We start from the raw sequence: 18,505 nt of genomic DNA on the forward strand, positions 1-18,505 counted from the left end.
AGTCACCAAACATGAACTTCGACAATCCCTTCCGGGCTACGGGGCAAACCGGTTACACAGAGTGGCAATCGTTCTCGCCGACGCGTTCGCGATCTCGATGGCATTGCCGATCACTAAGCTGTCGGTCCTGTTTGCTTCAGCGAGAAGGCGCAGCTCCTTAACGTCAGTAGCTGCTGCTTCGGCCAACATCGGGGTTGTACCGGGGGCGATTCCTGCGTTCAGTACTTCGCTTGCCCGCTCGTAGGCCGCTGCGGCTCGTTGGACTGCGGCATTCCACGCTGGGTTTGGGGGGACGACACCTTCTCCGACCTTGATCCCGGTCGGAAGCGTCGCCAGCGCGGCCTGCGCCTCGTCGATGTACTTCTCGGCGGGGGTCAAGCCTTGGTCGCAGGTCTGCCGGTTGGCCTGTTCGGTGGGTAGCGGCGATGGCGCGGCAGGTTTCGGTGCCGGCACCGTGACGGTGACCGGGGCGTGCGCTGCCGGCGCCGCGGCCGGATTTGGCCGGGACTGTACCGCGATCGCGGCGGTGGCGACCGCGGCGATCACCGCGCCGAGCAAGGCGGCGGCCACGACCGGCCCACGCCGCCGCCGGCCCTCGGTGGGCGGTTGAGGGTACGGCTGGAACGGCGGCCCCGCAGGCGGCGGCGGGGGCCAGGCGTGCTCAACGTGGCGCGTCATTTCTTCTCGCAGAGGAAGTAGAGGGCTTTCTGGCCGGCGCGGAACACATCGACCGGGTAGCCGGAATCAGGGTCGAACGTCTTGTAGGCCTCCGACATGGTGCGCAATGCGCTGGCTGTGGTGTCGGCGAACTGGGCCAGCATCGAGCTGGTGCCCGGTGCCGGGGCAAGTGCGGTAGCAGCTTGTTGGTAAAGGTCGGCGGCCCGCAGCACGCCGGCTTTCCACTCCGGGTGGTCTTGGATAGCGGGATCGGTGAACGTCATCCCCTGCGGAATGATGGCCTGGGCGGCGCCGGCCGCGCTGACCAGCATGTCAGCGGTCCCCCAGCTGTGGCAGGTTTGTGCGTCGGCCTGCTCGGTCGGCAGGGGTGCGGGTGGGGGTGCTGGGGCGGCGGTGACGGTCATCGTCGGCGCGGCGGCGGGCTTGACGGGCTTTGCAGGCTTCGGGGTGGTGGCGACCATGATGACGGCGGTGATCGCGGCCGCCACGATGGCGCCGCTTACCCCGGCTGCGGCGATCGCGATCCATCGACGCCGCGGGGACGGTGGCGCTGGAGGCTGCGCGGGCCACGGATGTACCGGTGGCGGCGGCGCGATCGACATTTCCAATAACTCCTGTTAGCTCGGTACCAGGCCCGTAGATCCGCGTCCCATGACTGGGGTGGGCATGGAGGCGCCGGCCCTTGTGTAGTCCTGGGCGCCTCGTTGGTCTTGGGCGACGAACACCGGCGGTGACTGGGTCAGCGCAGCCTGCTGGCGGGTGGCGGCGGCGGCGTCGGCGGTGTCGGCGGCCGTCAACGCTGTCGTCGAGCTGGTCGCTAACAGCGCCAGGGCGGCGTCGAGCTGGGAGGTGACCGTCGACGGTGGTGAAGGGGGGGCCGTGGTCGCGCTGCCTGCTTGCGTGGAGGTCGCTTTGCCGCCCGCTGACGCAAGCTGGCCAGTCTCGATATCCAGCTTCGATTTCGTCCCCATCGTCCCCATGGGCATCATTGTCCCAGGATCTTGCGACATTGGAAACCGGTTACCGCAGCCAGGACGCGAAGCTCGCCTCGTCGACGACGCCCGGTGATTTACCTGCACTATTGCGATTTTCTCAATTTTGCTCGATCTGTGCCGGCGATGCACGTATCTGCGCGCGCGGCAGGCGATCCGTCCGTTGGCATACTGCTGGTGTGGCTGAGCTCTCGATGGATATGGATGGGGTCGCGCTCGGTACGGGTCGTACGGAGTCGGGAACGACGCCGACCAACGACGACGTGAATGCAGCGCTCGACGAGCTGGCGGCCGCACAGATGGAAGATCGCGCAACGGCTTGGCGGTGAGTCTTTCGTCGACACCAGCGTTGAACGGCTCGCGCAAATGAGCTCTGGAAGGCGCGGGTGGAATATCGCGTGACCCTGAGTGACGTAGCCGTTGACGGTGTCTTGGGGTGGACGTAGTTTTCGGTTTCAGCTTCGATCGCGCTTCGCCGTTATGCGGAGGAAGGGGGGCTCGACGAGATGGCTGGTGTGGATGTTTCTCCGGCGGATTTGTTGGGTTCTGCTGATGCGTATGCGGCGTTGGCGGCGCGTGCGGCGTTGATTGCGCCTCAGGCGGTGGTGGAGGTGCAGCGGATCGCGGAAAGTCATGGTCCGATGGGTTATCCGACGGCGGTGGGTGTGGCGGCGGGGTTGGCGTCTCGGGAGGGTTCGGTGACCGCCAAGGTGGCGGATTTCGGGGTGTATTCGCAGCGTTTGACTGAGCATGCGGCGGCGTATAGCCGTGCGGATAAGCGTGGGGCGGTGCGGCTGGCGGCGGTGGCGTGGCCGGCGGGGTTGCGTGAGTTGGTGACTGGCACGGGTGTGCCTGTGGCCCATGTTGATCCGAAGCCTCCACCGAGCAGGCCCGCGGGCACGTGTTGTTGGATCGGCACCGAGAATGGAGATGTTGCCAGTTTGTGCCCACCCGACACCGACACGGTCACCTACGTCGACAAAGACAACAACTACGTCTCCAAAGACCTGGGCACCGGAGAGATCACCGTCATGATGCGGCCAGGCCCCATTTCTGAAGTCGGAAATGAATGTTGGCTGGGCAGCGCTGATGCTGACCGCTCAATCTGCGGGCCGAACGCCACCCGTTGGACCTACGCACGCGGTGGCTATCTGGTCACCGAACAGTTGGATCCTGGCGGCACGATCCGGGTTATTCGGCAGACGCCGCTGGGGCCTCTCGTTCCCTGAGCGGCCACTGGCGTCCGAACTGGTGGGGTGCTTTGTTCGCGGTCGCCGCCGAACGGAGTTCCGGTGCCCTTCCTACGCAATACTACCTTTAGATGGGTTATATCTTCATAGCTATGCGTAGTGATGCCCCGGTGTTATTGCCGATCTTTCGTTCCCGGCACCAAGCCCAACTTCTGGCTCGGCTCCTGCTGCACCCAGACCAGGAGTTCACCCTTTCCGAACTGGCCGATCACCTCGACGTGCCCCCCACAACGTTGCAGCGCGAAGCACAACGCCTCGCGGAGGTCGAGCTGATCCACGACCGCAAGATAGGACGCACCCGGCTCTATTCAGCGAATCCCGCAAACCCTGCCACCGCACCACTCACGCAGCTACTGATGATGAGCTTCGGACCCGTCGAGATCATCGCCGAAGAATTCGCGCTCAAAGCGGTCGACCAGGTCATCATCTTCGGATCCTGGGCTGCCCGCTACGCCGATCAACCGGGTCCACCACCCAAAGACATCGACGTCCTGGTTGTCGGCTCGGCCGGCGAACTCGACGTGTTCGCCGCCGCTGATCGAGCACAGAAACGGATCGGCATCGAGGTCAATCCGGTCCGCGCCACGCCTCAGCAGTGGGCCCATCCTGGCGAGTGGCCACTAATGATCGAAATCCACAACCGGCCGCATACAACGGTCTACCGGAATCAGGACGCGGCATGAGCTGGCAACCGGGCAACGCAACCATCAGGGACTTGATCAAACAGGGTCACCTTGAGCAGATCAGCGGCCAGGGGGCCGACGGAACCTACTTAATTAGCCAAGCGCGACAACGGATTACAACTGCCCGACCCATCCTTGAGACCGATCCGATCAGCGCCTACAACCTCGCTTACGACGGCACCCGCCAGGCCGCGACCGCGTTGCTGATCCAGCAAGGACTGCACCCGCGCGTGGAAGGCGGCCACATCATCGCGATTGAGATGTAGGTAGCGCGGCGGACCCCGGGCTGTAGCCCTGGGGGTGAGCGCGTCAGGTTCGTGCTGTGGTGGCCACTATTACCGTGTGTTCGGGCGTGCCGCTGTATTAGATAGGCGCTACTTGTCTAATGTTGTCGGTTGTGGGTGTTACGTTGCGGACGAACGCGAATATCGCGTTTGCGTGCGCATATCACGTGGTGTGGTGCCCGAAGTACCGCCGCAAGGTCATTGGCGGTCCGATGGAGGCGCGTCTGAAGGAGATCATCGCCGAGGTGATCACCGAGAAGGGGGCGTGGTTGATCGAGTTGGAGACCATGCCTGACCACGTGCACCTGCTGGTCGAAGTGGATCCGCAGTTCGGGGTGCATAAGTTGGTCAAGGCCCTCAAGGGCCGGTCCTCGCGTCTGTTGCGTGAGGAATTCCCGTGGCTGCGTTCGCGGTTGCCGTCGCTGTGGACTAACTCCTACTTCGTCGCCACGGTCGGGGGTGCGCCGTTGTCGGTAATTAAGCGCTACGTCGAAACGCAGAAGGACCGCTAAGTCATGTTGACGGGGCGGAGGTTTCGGGTCGAATTCAGCCAGGAGCAGGCGCGGTACGCCGAGCAGATCGGGGCAGCGTGCCGGGCGGTGTGGAACACCGGCCTTGAGCAGCGTCGCGAGTACCGCCGGCGCGGAGCGTGGATGAACTACCGACCCCAGGCTAAGGAGCTCGCCGAAGCCAAGACCGAGCAAGAGTGGCTCAAAGACGTTCCGGGGCATTGTCTGCAGCAGACGTTGATGGACCTGGACAAGGCGTGCCGCACTCACGGCACGTTTCGGGTGCGGTGGCGCTCCGGCCGGCGGTGGCCGCCGTCGTTCCGGTTCCCCGAGGGCAACAAGATGGTCGTCGAGAAGCTCAACGGCCGGCATGCGCGGATCAAGCTGCCCAAGCTGGGCTGGGTGAAGTTCCGCGCGTCGCGTTCCTTGGACGGTGAAACCATCCGCTCGGCCACCGTGGTCCGCAACGGCGGGCACTGGTTCATCTCGGTGCTGGTCGACGACGGTGCACGCACGCCCGCCCAGCACAGCGCTCCGGGCACGGCGGTGGGAGTGGACCGCGGTGTGGCCACGGCGATCGCGACCAGCGCGGGGGAGTTGATCGACCGTGCGTTCACGACCGCCGGTGAGCGCCGACGTGTGGTGGCGTTGCAGCGGCGGTTGTCGCGGTGTGCGAAGCGCTCGGCCAACCGGGACAAGGCCCGGGCTGCGTTGGCGGCGCTGCGGGCGCGCGAGCGGCGCCGGCGGCTGGATTTCTGTGCCCAAACCGCCCACCAGCTCGCAACGGTCAAAGCCGTGGTGGTGGTCGAAGATTTGAAGACCCGCAACATGACCCGCTCGGCGAAAGGAACACTGCAAGCTCCCGGACGCAACGTGGCTGCCAAGTCCGGGCTCAACCGTGCCATCCTGAGCAAGGGATGGCATCAGTTCTCGTTGGCACTGTCCTCGGCGGCCCGCTACACCGGGACCACCGTGGTGGCGGTGCCGGCGGCCTACACGTCGCAACGCTGCTCACAGTGTGGCCATGTGGACCCGAAATCCCGTGAGAGCCAAGCGGTATTCCGGTGCACCCACTGCTCGCATTGCGAGCATGCGGACGTCAACGCCGCCAACAACATACTGGCCGCAGGGCTTGCGGTCACCGCCTGTGAAGACCAAACCCGGCCTGCGGGCCGCGCGCGGTCACCGAAGCAGGAACCAGCAGGAAACCGTGAGGAATTACTGCTCCACACCCCCAACGCCGCTAACGCAGCATGAACGGGTTGGAATCCCCCGGCTTCAGCCGTGGGGAGGACGTCAAGCGTCGACGACGCAACAAGCTGGAATATCCGCAAGATCCCAGCGATGTCGCGATCGATGCTGACGCGGTGGCTGAAGCTCTTTCCTATGCCGAAAGCACCGTCACTGCCGTTGAACAGCTACTGCCGGATCTGAAGATATGGCGACCTGAGCCTTCTCAGTAGCCCGCGTGTGAGTGCCGGAAGTTACGGGCGGTTATGGTCCGGGGCTGGGCGCTGCTTCGGTGCCGATGAATTGGATTTCGCTGATGGCGACGGTGGTGACTTCGTCGGGGGTTGCTGCTGCGGTTTGGCTTGTCGGGGTGGGTGGTTGTGGTGGTTCGGAGGTTGTCTTGATGCGGATCAGGAGCTTGCTTACGGTGGCGGGTGGGTTCAGGGTGATGTAGCGCCAGTCGCGGGCTCCGGCGGTGTCGATGGTGGCGGGGTCGCGTTTGAGGTCTTTGGGGAACCATGCTTCGAGTTCGGTGACGATGCGGTGTTTGGGCCATTGGTCGGTGCCGTCGGGAGCGGTGGCGTCGAAGCCGCCGATTACCCGGATCTGGGTGAGGGTGACCTGGCGGCCGAAGTTGACTTGAATGGTTTGTCCGTCTTTGTTGTTGGCGCGCGTGCAGATCCAGGCGGTGGCGAAGTCGCCGTCGAAGGCTCTGTTGGCGTCGGCGTAGTTGGCGTCGCGGGGGCATAGGTCGGTCGCGGTGACGCCGTTGAGGATGGTGTCGCGGCGTAGTGGGGTTTGGGTTGTTGGTGGCGGCGGCGCTGTGGTGGCGGCGGTGGTATTCGGCGGCGGGTTGACGTCGGTGGTGATGTAGTTGATTGCGGAGAGGGCGACGAGCAGCAGGGCGATTGCGGCGGCGGTGATGACGGCGGTGTGGGTGCGCCGGTCGGGTGGTACGCGCTTGTTGAATTGGCGGCCGGTGGCCAGAGCCGCTCGTGTTGAGGTGTGGAAGCTGCGGGTGAGTAGGCCGGGTTTGGGGGCCGGGTTGTCGGTGGCGGGGTCATCGGGCTGGGGCTGGCTGTGTCGGGCGGGCCGGGTGGTGGTGCGCGGCGCGAGCGAGGCGAGGATGAGCCGGCGATGTTCCCAACCGTGATCGGTGGGGTGGTTGTGGTCGGTGGTCATGGTTGTTCGTCGATGGTGTTGTAGATGGCGTCGTGGGCGATTTGTTGTTCGCTTCTTCGGGGTAGGGCCAGGAATGTGTGGTTGGGCTGCGGCTGCGGGACTGGGAGTTGGCCGTAGTAGTGGTGGTGGTGGTTGATCTGCGTCAGGCGGGGTGCAGGCGTGGCCGGGGAACGGTGTGGGCGGCGGCGGGTGCGTCGGAGAGTTCGTGCGGCCAGGCGCAGTAGCGGCCAGAGGTACCAGAGGGTCGCGGTGAGGACCAGGGCGTAGGCGAATGCGATCTCCGGGCTGGTTCCGAGGAGCTGTGTGGCCGCTGCGGTGAGTAGTGCCGCGGTGATTAGGGTTCGGAACACGGCGTTCCTTCTGGGCGGGTGGCGCCCGTGTGCGGTGAACTTGCGGTTTGCGGGTGTAGCCGCGAGCTGGGGTGCCGTGTGGTGTCTGGGTGGAGATGCACGGGAGTCATTGTCGCGCACTTCTTGGACACCGGGCTTCTTTCCTGTCTTAGCGGGGTGCCGCGGTGTGTTCGAGGGTGGCGCGCAGGGTGGTGAGGTTGGGGTGGGTGAGGTAGACGTCCCAGTTTTTCTCGAGGTCGGTGATGTTGTAGCCGATGTCGGGTTGCAGGCCGAGTTCGGTGAGTCGGGTGGGTAGTTGGTCGAGGTGTTGGCACAGCGGGTAGGTGGGCCAGTGTTCGACGTGGCTGCTGGCGGTGTTTTCTGACCATCCGGTGAGGTTGACGGTTCCGGTGTCGTCTCGTTGCAGCCAGAGTTGGTAGTCCATGAAGGTGGGTGTCCTGTCCGTTTGAAGTGTGGTGCTTGGGCGGGTTCGTAGCAGGTGTTCTGGGTGGCGGGTTAGAGCAATTTGCTGACGTGGTTGAAGAAGTAGCGCTGGACGAGTTGGGTGCCGGTGTGGCCGGAGGAGTCCAGGCGGGTGGCGTCGTAGTTGTTGTGGAAATCGCCCTTGATGAATTCGGCGTAGTGCTTGAGGGCGGTGGCCACGGTGGCGGCGGTGAATTGGGAGAAGGTGGGGCCGAAGATTCCCGTGGCGGCGGTGGAGATCCCTCCGGTGGCGACAGTGATGGCGTTGATGACGATGTTGATCAGGCTGGCTTGGTCGGGGCCGGGGTGGGACAGTCCGGTGCCGAGCGGGCCGAAGCCGCTGACGTTGATTTGGGAGGTTTTGTCGCGCATTTGGGTCAGTGCGTTTCCGACTGCGGCGGCTTTGGTGGCGATGGCGGTGATCATGGCGGGGATGGCGGTCCAGGCTCGTGATTGGACGAGGTTGATCACTTGGGTTGCGGTGTTGACGAGGTCGGTGGCGGTGGCGGCGACTTGGGGGCCGGCGAGCCAGAACAGTTGTTGGGCTAGCGCGGCGGCGAAGGCGATGCCGCGGTGGATGAGGTTGGGGATGAGGTCGCGGTCGTTGACGAGTTGGAGGATTTGGTTGATGGCGGCGGCGGCGGGGGCGACCAGGCCGGCCATGAACATGGTGGCGAGTTTTTGGGCGGATCCGGCGGGGTCGGAGGCGTCGAGATGGGATCCGAGGTGGCCGATGAACCGCATGACGAGGTCGGCTTGTGGGAGGTTGCAGTAGTAGTCGAGGGGGGCGCAGATGGACAGGATGCTGTTGCGTTGGGTGAGTGCTCCAAAGCCTCCGGTCCTGACTCCGGCGAAGCCCATGCCGGGTTGGTTGAGGCCGATGGTGGGTTGTCCGACGGGTGACTGTGAGGGGTCGGCGAGGAGGGCGACGGCGAGCAGTCGGCTCGGTGGGATGACGCCTTTGTTGTTGCCGATGGTTGCGGCGACGTCTCCGGCGATGTCGGCGCCTTGGCTGTATCCGGTGAGAAGGAATGTGGTCTTGGCGCAGCGGTTGGCTTCGGCGCGGAGTCGGTTGTTGGTGCTGTCGATTCCGGCTTGTTTGGAGGCGAGGTAGCCGCCGCCGTCGGTGCCGCCGAAGATGGTGGCGGGGTAGGGCGTGTAGTAGGTGAGCATCGGGACGCGGACGTGCTGTCGAAGCGGTTCGAGGATGTTGGCGAGGACACCGACCGGCTTGCTGGGATCGGCCTGTGGGTTGGTTTGGGAGGTGCCGGGCACGGCGATCGCTTCGACTGCGGGACAGCCATCGGAGGGCGGTGGGTTCGGGGTGGCGGCTGCCGGTGCGGGGATGGCGAGGCAGGTGCATGCCGCGAACGCTGCGAGTCGGCGGCGGGTGGTTGTCATGCTGCGGTTGCGGCGGTTTCGAAGTGAGTGCACAGCTTGCGGATGGCCCGTTGGGCGCGGCGTTCGACGGCGCCGGTGTTGGCGCCCAGGGCGTGGGCTGCGGCGGTGGGGTTGTAGATGTCGGCGTTGAGATACAGCGTGGCCAGGGTGCGGTATTCCAGGGCGGTGATGATGCGGTGGTCTCGGGCCTGGGCTAGCAGGTGGGCGGTGCGGTCGGTGGTGGTGCCGTGGTCGGTGCGGTCGAGGATGGCGGCGTGGGGGTCGACGCGGGTTGCGGCTGCCGGTGTGCCGGTGCGGGGTCGGGCGGCGAGGACTTTGTTGAGGGTGGCGTTGTAGAGGTAGCGGGCGGTGAGGATGTGGGGTTCGGCGGTGGTGCGGATGAGGGTGAAGAAGATGGTGAGGGTGTCGTTGTCGCGGGCGTCGCGGTCGCTGGCGTGGTAGCCGTCGGGGTCGGCGAGGTCGGCGATGCGGCGTAGGGGGTGGCGCATGAGCACTGCTGCCATCAGGAGGGCGTGTGGGTCGCCGTTGCGGGCGTAGCGGGCGAGGGTCGGCAGGACGGTGGTGGCGGTGTCGAGGTGGGCGCAGATCGCTGCGGGTGTGTGCGGGTTGTGTGGGTGCAGGGATTGGACGAGGGTCACCGCGGGGGTGAGGTCGGTGCGGCGGGGGCGGGTGAGCAGGGTGTGGGCTTGGTGGGCGAGTTGGTCCCAGATGTTCATTGGATTCCTTGGCGTCGCGAGGGGATGACGCGCTCATGGAATCGGTGGGTGTTGTTGCGGTGGTTGTCGCAGTGGTTGCTGGGAGGGTTGTCGACCCACCTACAGCAGTGTGATGTGCATCACATCTGAGAGTGGCGAACAGGGCTTTTGGGGTTGACAACCGGGTTGTCACGAATTGGGTGTGTGGCGGTGTCGGCTGTTGCTGTGGTGCTGGCCGGGGGCGATTCGGGGTGGAGTGCGCTGCTGCGGGTGTGCACCTGGTGCGCTGGCGGGGTGCTGCTGGTGTGATGGAGGCGCGTCGGGGCGGATGCGGAGGGGATTTGACCCCTGGTGCCCTCGGCGCATATGCGGTGATGCGGGCGGCGCATAGGTTGTCAAGCTAAGGCGAAGCGTGGAGGACGCTCGGTTTTCCTCTCCTCGCCGGGGGGCTCGTCGAAACCGAGCGTAATTCCCGCGTCAAGCCTTTCAGCGAACACGCAATGTCATCGCGAGGGCATCACCGCGTATGCGTTACCAATTCGTTATGTATGCGGATGTCGCGAAATCGGTGTTTTACCCCCATAAGAGGGCGTCCCCCACGCCACTCTTCAGGAGGCCCCGCCGATGGCGCAGCCGATCCGCCGCACCACCACAGCAGTGCGCGCCTACGCCGACCAGCTTCGCGACCTCATGGACCTGCTGCGCGCCGACCCTTTGGATGAAGCGAAGTCCCTGGCGCTGGTCACCCACATCGTCAGCAACCGTGCCGCCGCCGCCCAACTGTGGGACACCCTGGCAACAGGGATGGGTGCGGCGTGCTGAGCCGCGCCCTGGACCGGCTGTTGCAGTCGGTGTGTTTGCGACTCGCGCGTGGGGATTCCCTGCGCGCCGACGAGCTTCGCGCGCGTGGCACCGCGAAGTTTCTGGGGTTCATCATGATCAGCTACCTGCCGCTGATCGCGGCGGTGCTGGTGCTCGTCGCGAACCGACCTGCTGCGGTCGATGCAACGGCCGAGCGTGACCAGCTGACCTATGTGGCGGCCTTCGCGGCTCGCTACGTTGACGTGTATCTGAAAGACCCGACCAACAAGGCTGCGATCAAGCGGTTCTACGACGGCGACTTCCCGGCGTCGGCGGTGCCGGCCGGTGGGCGCGCATTGCGGGCGTCGTCGTGTCTTCCCGGTGTGTCTCGGGACGGTTTTCAGACGTACTCGGTTCTGGTGGATGCCGAGATCCCGAAGGCGGCCAATGCGGTGTCGATGGTGGCCGTGAAATTGCAAGTCGATATCTCTGCCGACGAGCAGAACTTGTTGCGGGCATTCACCCTCCCCCACGCCCGTCCCGACCGGTTGCCGGGTCGCGCGGTGCAGCTGGGGACGCAGACCCTTGTGGCCGAAGATCGGCCGGTGTATCGGACCGTGTCGGGGTTCCTTGCCGCGCTGTTGACCGGCCAGGGAGATATCACGCCGTACGTGGTGGCCGGATCGACATTGACCGCCGAGCGGCCACCCCGGTTCACTGCGATCTCGATCGAGCAGATGCAGACCAATTCCGAGGCGGCCACGGCGCAGACCGTGCCTCCCAAGGCCGACGGTATCGAGGTCACCGCGCGCGCAATTTTGCAGACCGCCAGTGGTGTGGAGCTGCCGATGGATTTCCCGCTCGTGATGTCGGTCGCGGCCGGGCATTGGCAGGTCGATCGGCTCAACGACGCACCCAGTATTGCTGCACCCGCCCAGTCGGGCTCGGGTGGTTCGCCGACGACGGCGGAGACGACCCCGACAACGACGACGACCACGCGAATCTATGCACCCACCACGGTAGGAGGAACTGAGAGATGATTACCACGATTACGCCCATGCTGCTCGATGGTGTCGCCGCGAATGCGGCCGCACATGTGAGCACGGTTGCGGCCCCGATTTGGGATGTCGGAGCCAACCTGAAGAACCAGGGAATCACGTTCGCGGTCTACCTGCTGATGGGCGGTACTGCGCTGGTTGCGGCGGCCCATTATTTCGTCGGCAGGAACAAGACCGCGGCGCTCAAGACGCTCGTGATCGGTGTGGTGCTGATCGGTCTGGTCGGGTCGTTGCCGTCGCTGGGTGTGGTGTCCAAAGACACTGTCGGCGGCCTGACCAACGGAACCCGATAAGGGCTTCGATGTTTGTCGCCAAGTGGTACACGCGGGCGAGCAGGGTCCGCATTGTCATCGCCAAGTTCGACGGCCGGTGGAAGCTGCCCGGGGGGCCGTATCCGATTCCCGAACTGGTGGCGTTGGTGGGCGGTGTGTTGTTCACGTTGTTCATGTTGCCGCGCCTGGGGCAGCCGTTGCTGACCGGACTGGTCGGTGTCGGCTCGACGGCGGTGGCAGTGGCCGCGATGCGGCGGATGCCGTACTCGCCGGTGAAGTTCGGTACACGTGTGCACCGGATCATGCGCCTGTACACCGGCCCGGTCAGTGTCAGTGGCGGCGAGGCGCACCAGGCGATGACGACGCTGTCCGCGGTGCGCCCGGACATCACCATCCTCGACGCTCTGGCAGATCCGATGCCCCCGCCGATGCTGCGGGGATCAGCACGTCAGTCGTCGGCCCCGCAGCGCGATATGGAGCGGGACTGGGATGACTTGTTCGGCCGCGAATGCAGCACTGCCGCCGAGCTGTTCGGCTGACGCCGACCACCCTGCGATCGATGTGAGGAGACCTTCTGATGGCAAGTCAGCTCGACCACAATTTGCAGCCCACGGTGTCGGTGATGGGCAACCTGCGCCGGATGCGTGATGGCTCCATCTGGGCGGACTACCGGCTGGCCGGATTGGCCTACGGATACACCAGCGAAGAACGCAAGTACGACACCCTGATTCACCACAAGAACCTGCTGCGGGTGCTGCCCAACAACGCGGTTATCGCCGGGATCGTCGCGGCGATGAACCCTGACGAGATCCTGGCGCGGGCCTTGTCGGGAACCGATGTGGCGACTGATCCGATGTGGCGCGAAGAGTGCGAAGGAAAGCACGAATTCTTCTCCTCCACCGTGCGCGCCTCGGAGCGTATCTTCATTGTCTCCTTTCCGGTCACCGACGCCGATGTGGTGGCCGACCTGACCGGCTGGGGCGCGGGTGGTCGGCGCTCGACGCACCGCGAGCACGCGGAAATGAGTAAAGCAGCGGCGCTGGCTGCCCAGATCGTGTCGCGACTGCCGGCGGTGTTTGCCCCGCAGCCGTTGACCGCGGCGCAGATGGTGTGGCTGTGGAATCACGCGCTGTCACGGGGCACCGGTCCCCAGGTGTTTCCGACCCCGGTGCTGTCCAATGTGGCCTCTGCTGCCGGGGCGTTTTCGGCCGCCGAGTTCGACGAGGGTGAGCGCCGCCGCCCTGACAAGCGGTGGCGGCCCAATAGCTTTGCGCCGCTGGTCAAAATCAGCCGTCTTGCTCACGTCGGGGCGTGCGCATCGTGGCAGACGCTGCTGGCGATTGAAGCGCTGCCGTTGGAGGGGCTGCAATTTCCGGGCTCGGAGTTTTTCACCATCGCTGATCGTGTCGACGGATTCGATGTCGACTGGGCGGTGCGGGTGAATAAGACCAGCCGCGAGCAGGCGATCGCCCGCAACACCAAGAACCTGCGCCGGCTCAATGAGCAGGTCGGTGAGCGTGACCTGGAGGTGTCGTTCGCCCAGGACACCTTGTCCGAGCAGGCGTTGCTGCTCGGGGAGTACAACGCGCACCTGGAAACCAACGACGACGAGATCGAGGTGGCGTTGTGCCCGGTGTTCGCGATCGCGGCCAGCACGCGCGCCGAATGCGAGGACGGCGCCCTGAAGCTGGTGCAGGCGTTCGAACGTAACCGCATCAAGGTGGTGGCGCCGCTGGGCGGGCAGCGTGAGCTGTGGGCCGCGATGAATCCTGGCGGCGCCAACCTGCGGGTCGTCGCGGACTTCTCCCACGTCACCATCAGCGAGTACGCCGCGGCCAGTGTGCCGTGTGCGACCAATGCGGTCGGTGATGCCCAGGGCCCGATCATCGCGCTGAACTTGTCGGGGCGGCGCAACCAGCCCGTGCATCTGGAGTGGTGGCGCGAGCCGCTCAAAGATGCGTCCTCGGCGATCGCGATCGCCGGTGAATTGGGGGCGGGCAAAACCTGGCTGATCATGTACATGCTGTTTCACCTGGTCGATATCGGCGGCCAGTTTCTGGCCATCGACCGCACCGACTCCGGTGAATACGCGCGCCCGGCGGCGACGTTGGCCCGCCACGCGATCATCGACTTGATGCGGCCGCAATGGTCGATGGATCCGTTGCGGACTTTCGCCGCCGATATCGGTGTCGATGCCGCGGTGGAGCTGCTCACGCCGCTGTTCGAATGCGAAGCCAACTCGCCGATGGGCATGACGTTGGGTGAGGTGCTGCGCCCGGAATGGGGGGTGCGGTCGATCCCGGATCTGCTTGCGGTGCTGGCGGGCGGAGCTGACCGCGGGGCACTGCCCGATGGGAAGGCGTTGCCGTCGGGGTGGGACGAGCTGCACCGCCACCTGGCGTATTGGTCGGGGCGGCGCTACGCCGCTGCCCTGTTCGACCCCAACCTGCCGTCGCTGGACCTGAACACCGAGGGCATCGTCATCCGCACGAACCGGGTCGAAGTGCCCACCGGTGAGGAGGTCGCGGGCCGTGAAGCGCTGAGCCCCAGCAAGGTGTTCGGGCGCGCCATTTACGGGTTGTCGATGGAGTTGGGGCGCCAAGCGTTTCAACTGAACAAGGCCCGCCCAGCCGCGGTTGCCCTCGATGAGGCCTATCACGTCACCTCGACGTCGACCGGGTTGGCGCGGACCGCGCGGCTGGCCCGCGACGGCCGCAAAGACAACATCTCGCTGATCCTGGGCAGCCACGACCCCGTCAATGACTACCCCGCCGGAACGGCGCTGGATCTGATCCCGATGCGGATCGTGATGCGCCACCGCGACGAGACCCTGGCCAAGCGGTCCCTGAAATGGCTGGGCATCGACCCGGAGAAGAACCCGCACATCGTGCGCGATCTGACCACCAACACCTCACCGAAAGGCGCCGACAGCAAGGTGGTGCGCGGCCGTGAGGGCGAGGGCTACATGAAGGACGCGCGCGGCGCGATCGGGCGGATCAAGGTTCTTGGCCCCTCGTCGCTGGTGCGGCGCGAAGCGATGAGCACCACTCCCCCGGAACACACCGAAGTCGCCTGAGACACAGGGAACCAATGTCATGAAACGTCACGTGATTTCGCGGCCGCCGGTATTCGGCTCGTCGCGCCGGGCTGTCGTGGTGTGGATGTCTGTGCTGGCCGTGGTGCTCAGTGTGCTGCTGGTGGCGAGCTGGGAGTTGCCGGGCGTCCCCGCGTCGAGTGTGGTGAGATGTCGCTCCGTCGCGGCGGGGCCCGACGGCAACGGTGAAGCGGTGATCCGCGCGGGCGCCGCGCTCGACATTGCCGCCGACGGCATTGTCATCGGCTTGGCCGTGGCCCTGCAGGAAACCGGGTTGCGTAACCTCGCCAATCCCAGCGTGCCCGAGACGCTGAGCCTGCCCCACGATGGACTTGCCGCCGATCACCGTGCGGTGGGCATCCTGGCGCTCGACGAGCAGTGGGGCACTGCGGTCGAGCTGATGTCGCCGGATGTCGCCGCGCGTAAGTGGTTCACCGCTATGCGCGGGATCGAGGGCTGGCAGGCGATGGCGCCGCAGCAGGTGGCCTCGGCGGTGATGCATTCGGCACTGCCCGACACCTACGCGGGGCGGTTGGGCGAGGCCCGGCGGTTCTACGAACGTCACCGCGAAGCGTCGGCGGCGATGTGTGACGCTCAGGGGCGCTGGTGAGCGCCGGGATAGCCTGCGCGGCAGAGCGTTTGGTGCTGTGGCAGTGCTGGGCGCGGAGCTGGACGCCGGCGGTGGCGTTGCGCTGGATGGGGCGCCACCGATGGTTCACCGTCCTGGTGGTCCTCGGTCTGCTGCTGGTGGTGGTGTGCGCCGCCCAGGCGGGCGCGGACCCGGGTACTGGCGCTGACACCGGTGGCGGCGATGCGCTGATCTCGTGGATGGGTATCAAAGATTCCGATGGTGTTCCGGTCGCTAAATACACCCTGACGCTTAATCAGGGTGGCTGGGATGATCCGCCGGCGAAAATGTTCGCCCTCGTTGATTCCGTCGCGTACGAGGTGTATCTGTGTGTGACCGCGACCGCGCTGTGGCTGATCAAAATGGTGCTCGGATTTTCGTGGCTCGCGCTGTTCACCGGCCCTTTCACCAAGATCGGCCATGGGGTGGATTCGGCGATGCAGCGATTCGGGCTGACCGCCACCGCCGTCGCGGTGCTCGCGATCATCGTGGTGTGCACGGCGTTGGCCGGTAGGACCGCTAAGGCTTTCTCCAACATTGCGATGGGGATGCTGATGATCGGTATTGCGGCAACGGTTTTCGCTAATCCTTTGGCCGAGCTGATCGGGTCGGACGGGTTGTTGGCCAAGGGGCGCGACACCGGGCTGCAGATCGCCGCGACGGTGTCCGACGGGGCCATGGCAGATCAGGGCGGTAAGGCCAACGTCGACGACATGGTGTCCAAGCTGGCTGACAGATTCTTGCGGTCACCCACGCAGATGATCAATTTCGGGGTGGTCAGCGACTCCATTTCCCGTAAATGCAAGGAAGCGTGGTCGAAAGGAATCAAGACCGGCCGCGGAGATGAACTCAAAGACGATATCGAGGGGTGCGACGCCAAAAAGGGCAAGCAAATGCACGACAAGTCGATGGGGAACCCGGCGGCGTTCTTGGTGTCGTTGAGCGTGTGCGGTCTTTTGGCGGCAATCCTGGTGGCCTTCGCCTGCTATTTCGCCTGGCATGTGGTGCGGGCGGCGGTGCAGGCCATGGTGTATGCCGCGTTGGCGCCGCCGGCGTTCGCGATCGGGGTGATCCCGGGGGCGCCGCAGACTTTCGCCTGGAAAACGTTGCTGGACTGCGCAATGGCGTACGCGGCGATGGTGATCTACACCGCGGCCTTCGGCGGCTACAACGCGATCTTGGATCAGGTGTTCAAAGAGTCGAACAACGCCATCGAGTCGCTGTTCATGACCGCGCTGGTGCTCGCGCTGGGTTTCGCGTTCTTCGGGCCGCTGCGACGCATCCTGGATCGCCAGCGCGACACGATGGCCGCCAAAATCGGTGGCGGGGCTGCCGGCGGGTCCGGGCGTAGCTGGCTATCCAAAGGCGCCGACCTGTCGCGGCTGAAGAACGATCTGCTCGGCGGGCGCGGCCGCGGCGGCGGCGCGAGCAAGCGCGATGCCGGCCGCATCGACCCGGAATCGGATTCCTCCCGCACGGCCGGCGGTGACGGCGGCGACGGCGGTGACGACTCCCCGCAGGGCCCGGTGTCCGTCGATGATCCCGCCTCGGGATCTCCCGCCGGCGCGAGCGGATCCGCCGAGGGTGGTGACGCGGCGGGCCAGGCGGCCTCCGCGCCGCGCGCACCGCAACCGGCCGAACCGGTGGCGACAGACAGCGACCGCAGCCGCGTTGCGGACCGCCTGTCTGAGGCGATGCGCATTTATCGGGCCGCCCGCGGCGACGGCGGCGGCGCGGGTTCGGGCCGCCACGCGCTCTCTGAGGCCGCCTAGGCCCGGGGCTGCAGCGATGGAGCCGATGGAGTGGGTCACCCTGATCCGGGCGGTGTGGGCGCGCCGGCGCACGATCTATGCGGGGTTGGCGCTGCTGGCGCCATTCCTGCTCACGGGGTTGCTGGTGCTGTTCGTGCTGTTCGCCGGGGGTGCGGCGGTGCCGGCGACGGCGTTGCAGACACCGCAGTGCCAGCAGCAGCTGCAGTCCCAGGGGATCAGCGCCGACACCGGTGTGTCGTTCGGGCCCGGGCCGGTCAACAACGGCAAAGCCGTCATCGCTGCCGGCCTGCAGATGAAAGTGCCCGAAAAAGGCATCATCATCGGGCTGGCGGTCGGCATGGAAGAGTCTGGGCTGCGGAACCTGGCGAACTCCAATGTGCCTGAGTCGCTGCAGATTCCGCATGAAGGAGTCGGTCACGACCACCTCTCGGTGGGCATCATGCAGCAGCAGCCCTGGTGGGGTCCGCTGCGGGATCTGATGACCCCCGGGGTGGCTGCGCAGAAGTTCTTCACCAAGCTGCTCAAGATCGGCGGCTGGGAGAACATGGCGCCTACCGTCGCCGCGCAGGCGGTGCAGGGCTCGGCATTTCCTGACGCCTACGCCGAATTCGTGGCCGGCGCCAAGATCTTCTACGCCAAATACCTGCGCGAGGTCCAGGCCGCCTCCGGGCGGCCAGCGCCGCCGCGGACCGTCACCGATGACCGCGGCCGTGACGTGTGCGGTGTGGCACGCAATCCGTCGGCCGCCCCGCCGGCCAACCTGGCGCCAGGCACCGCCGCAGGAGTGGCCGCGGTGCGCGCGGCCGAGGCGCAGATCGGGCTGCCCTACGTGTGGGGCGGCGGCACCATCAACGGGCCCAGCGGCGGTGGCTTCGACTGCTCGGGACTGGTGCTGTTCGCGATCTACCAAGGTTCGGGACATCGGATCGTGTTGCCGCACTTGACCTATGACATGGTCCATTTCGGTCAGATCGTGCCGCGCACCGCGGTGCAGCCCGGAGATGTGGTGTTCTTGAATCCCGACTCCCGAGGACCTGGGCACGTCGCGCTGGTGGTTAACCCGAGCACCATCATCGAAGCACCCGATTTTGGTATCCCAGTGAAGCTGTCACCGTTTCCGACCCGGTTCGTCGTCATCAAACGTGTTCTCTAACAACAAGACAA

The 18,505-nt window shown here is 65.6% G+C and carries 23 protein-coding genes; 15 read left to right on the forward strand and 8 right to left on the reverse strand.

Translation table 11 applies throughout. The features are described 5' to 3' along the window. Positions 1-36: 36 nt before the first annotated feature. The 3 genes from AC5Y5Z_RS19210 to AC5Y5Z_RS19220 form a co-directional block, all read right to left on the reverse strand. Positions 37-570 (reverse strand): hypothetical protein, encoded by a 534-nt coding sequence (locus tag AC5Y5Z_RS19210; RefSeq protein ID WP_499919350.1) that lies wholly within the window; start codon positions 568-570, stop codon positions 37-39. 104 nt (positions 571-674) lie between these two features. Beyond that, on the reverse strand, positions 675-1,280 hold the full coding sequence (locus AC5Y5Z_RS19215; RefSeq protein WP_499919349.1) for a hypothetical protein: 606 nt from the start codon (positions 1,278-1,280) through the stop codon (positions 675-677). 15 nt (positions 1,281-1,295) lie between these two features. Further along, the gene (locus tag AC5Y5Z_RS19220; protein WP_499919348.1) at positions 1,296-1,658 is read right to left on the reverse strand and encodes a hypothetical protein; all 363 of its coding nucleotides are present in this window, start codon (positions 1,656-1,658) and stop codon (positions 1,296-1,298) included. Positions 1,659-1,687: 29 nt separating this feature from the next. Here AC5Y5Z_RS19220 and AC5Y5Z_RS19225 point away from each other — a divergent pair, with 29 nt between their 5' ends. The 7 genes from AC5Y5Z_RS19225 (at position 1,688) to AC5Y5Z_RS19255 (ending at position 5,859) form a co-directional block, all read left to right on the forward strand. Then, a complete protein-coding gene (locus tag AC5Y5Z_RS19225; protein WP_499919347.1) occupies positions 1,688-1,999 on the forward strand; it encodes a hypothetical protein in 312 nt (103 codons plus the stop codon). Positions 2,000-2,176: 177 nt separating this feature from the next. Then, the gene (locus AC5Y5Z_RS19230; RefSeq protein ID WP_499926939.1) at positions 2,177-2,899 is read left to right on the forward strand and encodes a WXG100 family type VII secretion target; all 723 of its coding nucleotides are present in this window, start codon (positions 2,177-2,179) and stop codon (positions 2,897-2,899) included. A gap of 113 nt (positions 2,900-3,012) precedes the next feature. Next, positions 3,013-3,603 carry an ArsR family transcriptional regulator gene (locus AC5Y5Z_RS19235; protein ID WP_499919664.1) on the forward strand — a complete coding sequence of 197 codons (591 nt, stop codon included), beginning with the start codon at positions 3,013-3,015 and terminating at the stop codon, positions 3,601-3,603. Beyond that, complete coding sequence (locus AC5Y5Z_RS19240) at positions 3,600-3,869, forward strand: hypothetical protein (RefSeq protein WP_499919663.1); 270 nt, start codon at positions 3,600-3,602, stop codon at positions 3,867-3,869. The genes AC5Y5Z_RS19235 and AC5Y5Z_RS19240 overlap by 4 nt, the downstream gene beginning before the upstream one ends. A gap of 131 nt (positions 3,870-4,000) precedes the next feature. After that, positions 4,001-4,399 carry an IS200/IS605 family transposase gene (tnpA, locus tag AC5Y5Z_RS19245; RefSeq protein ID WP_499919662.1) on the forward strand — a complete coding sequence of 133 codons (399 nt, stop codon included), beginning with the start codon at positions 4,001-4,003 and terminating at the stop codon, positions 4,397-4,399. 3 nt (positions 4,400-4,402) lie between these two features. Beyond that, the gene (locus AC5Y5Z_RS19250) at positions 4,403-5,653 is read left to right on the forward strand and encodes an RNA-guided endonuclease InsQ/TnpB family protein (RefSeq protein WP_499919660.1); all 1,251 of its coding nucleotides are present in this window, start codon (positions 4,403-4,405) and stop codon (positions 5,651-5,653) included. Between the two features lie 5 nt (positions 5,654-5,658). Next, positions 5,659-5,859 carry a hypothetical protein gene (locus AC5Y5Z_RS19255; RefSeq protein WP_499919659.1) on the forward strand — a complete coding sequence of 67 codons (201 nt, stop codon included), beginning with the start codon at positions 5,659-5,661 and terminating at the stop codon, positions 5,857-5,859. A 31-nt stretch (positions 5,860-5,890) separates the two neighbouring features. On the opposite strand, the gene AC5Y5Z_RS19260 is transcribed toward AC5Y5Z_RS19255, so the two are convergent. The 5 genes from AC5Y5Z_RS19260 to AC5Y5Z_RS19280 all read right to left on the reverse strand — a co-directional run bounded on the left by AC5Y5Z_RS19260 (position 5,891) and on the right by AC5Y5Z_RS19280 (position 9,737). Continuing rightward, a complete protein-coding gene (locus AC5Y5Z_RS19260) occupies positions 5,891-6,808 on the reverse strand; it encodes a discoidin domain-containing protein (RefSeq protein WP_499919658.1) in 918 nt (305 codons plus the stop codon). Next, positions 6,805-7,158 (reverse strand): hypothetical protein, encoded by a 354-nt coding sequence (locus tag AC5Y5Z_RS19265; protein ID WP_499919656.1) that lies wholly within the window; start codon positions 7,156-7,158, stop codon positions 6,805-6,807. Before AC5Y5Z_RS19265 ends, AC5Y5Z_RS19260 begins: the two co-directional genes overlap by 4 nt. Positions 7,159-7,306: 148 nt before the next feature. After that, a complete protein-coding gene (locus AC5Y5Z_RS19270) occupies positions 7,307-7,582 on the reverse strand; it encodes a hypothetical protein (RefSeq protein ID WP_499919655.1) in 276 nt (91 codons plus the stop codon). Between the two features lie 71 nt (positions 7,583-7,653). Further along, positions 7,654-9,021 (reverse strand): cutinase family protein, encoded by a 1,368-nt coding sequence (locus tag AC5Y5Z_RS19275; RefSeq protein ID WP_499919654.1) that lies wholly within the window; start codon positions 9,019-9,021, stop codon positions 7,654-7,656. Beyond that, positions 9,018-9,737 carry a hypothetical protein gene (locus AC5Y5Z_RS19280; protein ID WP_133437148.1) on the reverse strand — a complete coding sequence of 240 codons (720 nt, stop codon included), beginning with the start codon at positions 9,735-9,737 and terminating at the stop codon, positions 9,018-9,020. Before AC5Y5Z_RS19280 ends, AC5Y5Z_RS19275 begins: the two co-directional genes overlap by 4 nt. Positions 9,738-10,340: 603 nt before the next feature. Between AC5Y5Z_RS19280 and AC5Y5Z_RS19285 the strand changes: the two genes are divergently transcribed. Genes AC5Y5Z_RS19285 through AC5Y5Z_RS19320 form a run of 8 tightly spaced genes read left to right on the forward strand, consistent with a single transcriptional unit; the run spans position 10,341 to position 18,494 of the window. Beyond that, a complete protein-coding gene (locus AC5Y5Z_RS19285) occupies positions 10,341-10,538 on the forward strand; it encodes a hypothetical protein (RefSeq protein WP_133449239.1) in 198 nt (65 codons plus the stop codon). Further along, complete coding sequence (locus AC5Y5Z_RS19290; protein WP_499919652.1) at positions 10,532-11,557, forward strand: hypothetical protein; 1,026 nt, start codon at positions 10,532-10,534, stop codon at positions 11,555-11,557. The genes AC5Y5Z_RS19285 and AC5Y5Z_RS19290 overlap by 7 nt, the downstream gene beginning before the upstream one ends. After that, positions 11,554-11,868, forward strand: coding sequence for a hypothetical protein (locus tag AC5Y5Z_RS19295; protein ID WP_133437145.1), 315 nt, complete (start codon positions 11,554-11,556; stop codon positions 11,866-11,868). Before AC5Y5Z_RS19290 ends, AC5Y5Z_RS19295 begins: the two co-directional genes overlap by 4 nt. Positions 11,869-11,876: 8 nt before the next feature. Beyond that, the gene (locus AC5Y5Z_RS19300; protein WP_133449241.1) at positions 11,877-12,386 is read left to right on the forward strand and encodes a hypothetical protein; all 510 of its coding nucleotides are present in this window, start codon (positions 11,877-11,879) and stop codon (positions 12,384-12,386) included. A gap of 38 nt (positions 12,387-12,424) precedes the next feature. Then, entirely contained in the window at positions 12,425-14,923 is a 2,499-nt protein-coding gene (locus AC5Y5Z_RS19305; RefSeq protein ID WP_133449242.1) for an ATP-binding protein, read from the forward strand. Positions 14,924-14,942: 19 nt separating this feature from the next. Next, the gene (locus tag AC5Y5Z_RS19310; RefSeq protein WP_499919651.1) at positions 14,943-15,551 is read left to right on the forward strand and encodes a hypothetical protein; all 609 of its coding nucleotides are present in this window, start codon (positions 14,943-14,945) and stop codon (positions 15,549-15,551) included. After that, on the forward strand, positions 15,548-17,341 hold the full coding sequence (locus AC5Y5Z_RS19315) for a hypothetical protein (RefSeq protein WP_240743949.1): 1,794 nt from the start codon (positions 15,548-15,550) through the stop codon (positions 17,339-17,341). The genes AC5Y5Z_RS19310 and AC5Y5Z_RS19315 overlap by 4 nt, the downstream gene beginning before the upstream one ends. 16 nt (positions 17,342-17,357) lie before the next feature. After that, complete coding sequence (locus AC5Y5Z_RS19320; RefSeq protein ID WP_306255841.1) at positions 17,358-18,494, forward strand: C40 family peptidase; 1,137 nt, start codon at positions 17,358-17,360, stop codon at positions 18,492-18,494. Positions 18,495-18,505 lie beyond the last annotated feature (11 nt).

The organism is Mycobacterium sp. NGS29 (genome assembly GCF_059812965.1).

Excerpts from the sequence above, each read along its gene's own strand:
- AC5Y5Z_RS19215 (WP_499919349.1), bottom strand. The coding sequence starts at position 1,280 with ATGTCGATCGCGCCGCCGCCACCGGTACATCCGTGGCCCGCGCAGCCT.
- AC5Y5Z_RS19220 (WP_499919348.1), bottom strand. The coding sequence starts at position 1,658 with ATGGGGACGATGGGGACGAAATCGAAGCTGGATATCGAGACTGGCCAG.
- AC5Y5Z_RS19230 (WP_499926939.1), top strand. The coding sequence starts at position 2,177 with ATGGCTGGTGTGGATGTTTCTCCGGCGGATTTGTTGGGTTCTGCTGAT.
- AC5Y5Z_RS19235 (WP_499919664.1), top strand. The coding sequence starts at position 3,013 with ATGCGTAGTGATGCCCCGGTGTTATTGCCGATCTTTCGTTCCCGGCAC.
- AC5Y5Z_RS19240 (WP_499919663.1), top strand. The coding sequence starts at position 3,600 with ATGAGCTGGCAACCGGGCAACGCAACCATCAGGGACTTGATCAAACAG.
- AC5Y5Z_RS19250 (WP_499919660.1), top strand. The coding sequence starts at position 4,403 with ATGTTGACGGGGCGGAGGTTTCGGGTCGAATTCAGCCAGGAGCAGGCG.
- AC5Y5Z_RS19260 (WP_499919658.1), bottom strand. The coding sequence starts at position 6,808 with ATGACCACCGACCACAACCACCCCACCGATCACGGTTGGGAACATCGC.
- AC5Y5Z_RS19270 (WP_499919655.1), bottom strand. The coding sequence starts at position 7,582 with ATGGACTACCAACTCTGGCTGCAACGAGACGACACCGGAACCGTCAAC.
- AC5Y5Z_RS19275 (WP_499919654.1), bottom strand. The coding sequence starts at position 9,021 with ATGACAACCACCCGCCGCCGACTCGCAGCGTTCGCGGCATGCACCTGC.
- AC5Y5Z_RS19280 (WP_133437148.1), bottom strand. The coding sequence starts at position 9,737 with ATGAACATCTGGGACCAACTCGCCCACCAAGCCCACACCCTGCTCACC.
- AC5Y5Z_RS19285 (WP_133449239.1), top strand. The coding sequence starts at position 10,341 with ATGGCGCAGCCGATCCGCCGCACCACCACAGCAGTGCGCGCCTACGCC.
- AC5Y5Z_RS19295 (WP_133437145.1), top strand. The coding sequence starts at position 11,554 with ATGATTACCACGATTACGCCCATGCTGCTCGATGGTGTCGCCGCGAAT.
- AC5Y5Z_RS19300 (WP_133449241.1), top strand. The coding sequence starts at position 11,877 with ATGTTTGTCGCCAAGTGGTACACGCGGGCGAGCAGGGTCCGCATTGTC.
- AC5Y5Z_RS19305 (WP_133449242.1), top strand. The coding sequence starts at position 12,425 with ATGGCAAGTCAGCTCGACCACAATTTGCAGCCCACGGTGTCGGTGATG.
- AC5Y5Z_RS19310 (WP_499919651.1), top strand. The coding sequence starts at position 14,943 with ATGAAACGTCACGTGATTTCGCGGCCGCCGGTATTCGGCTCGTCGCGC.
- AC5Y5Z_RS19320 (WP_306255841.1), top strand. The coding sequence starts at position 17,358 with ATGGAGCCGATGGAGTGGGTCACCCTGATCCGGGCGGTGTGGGCGCGC.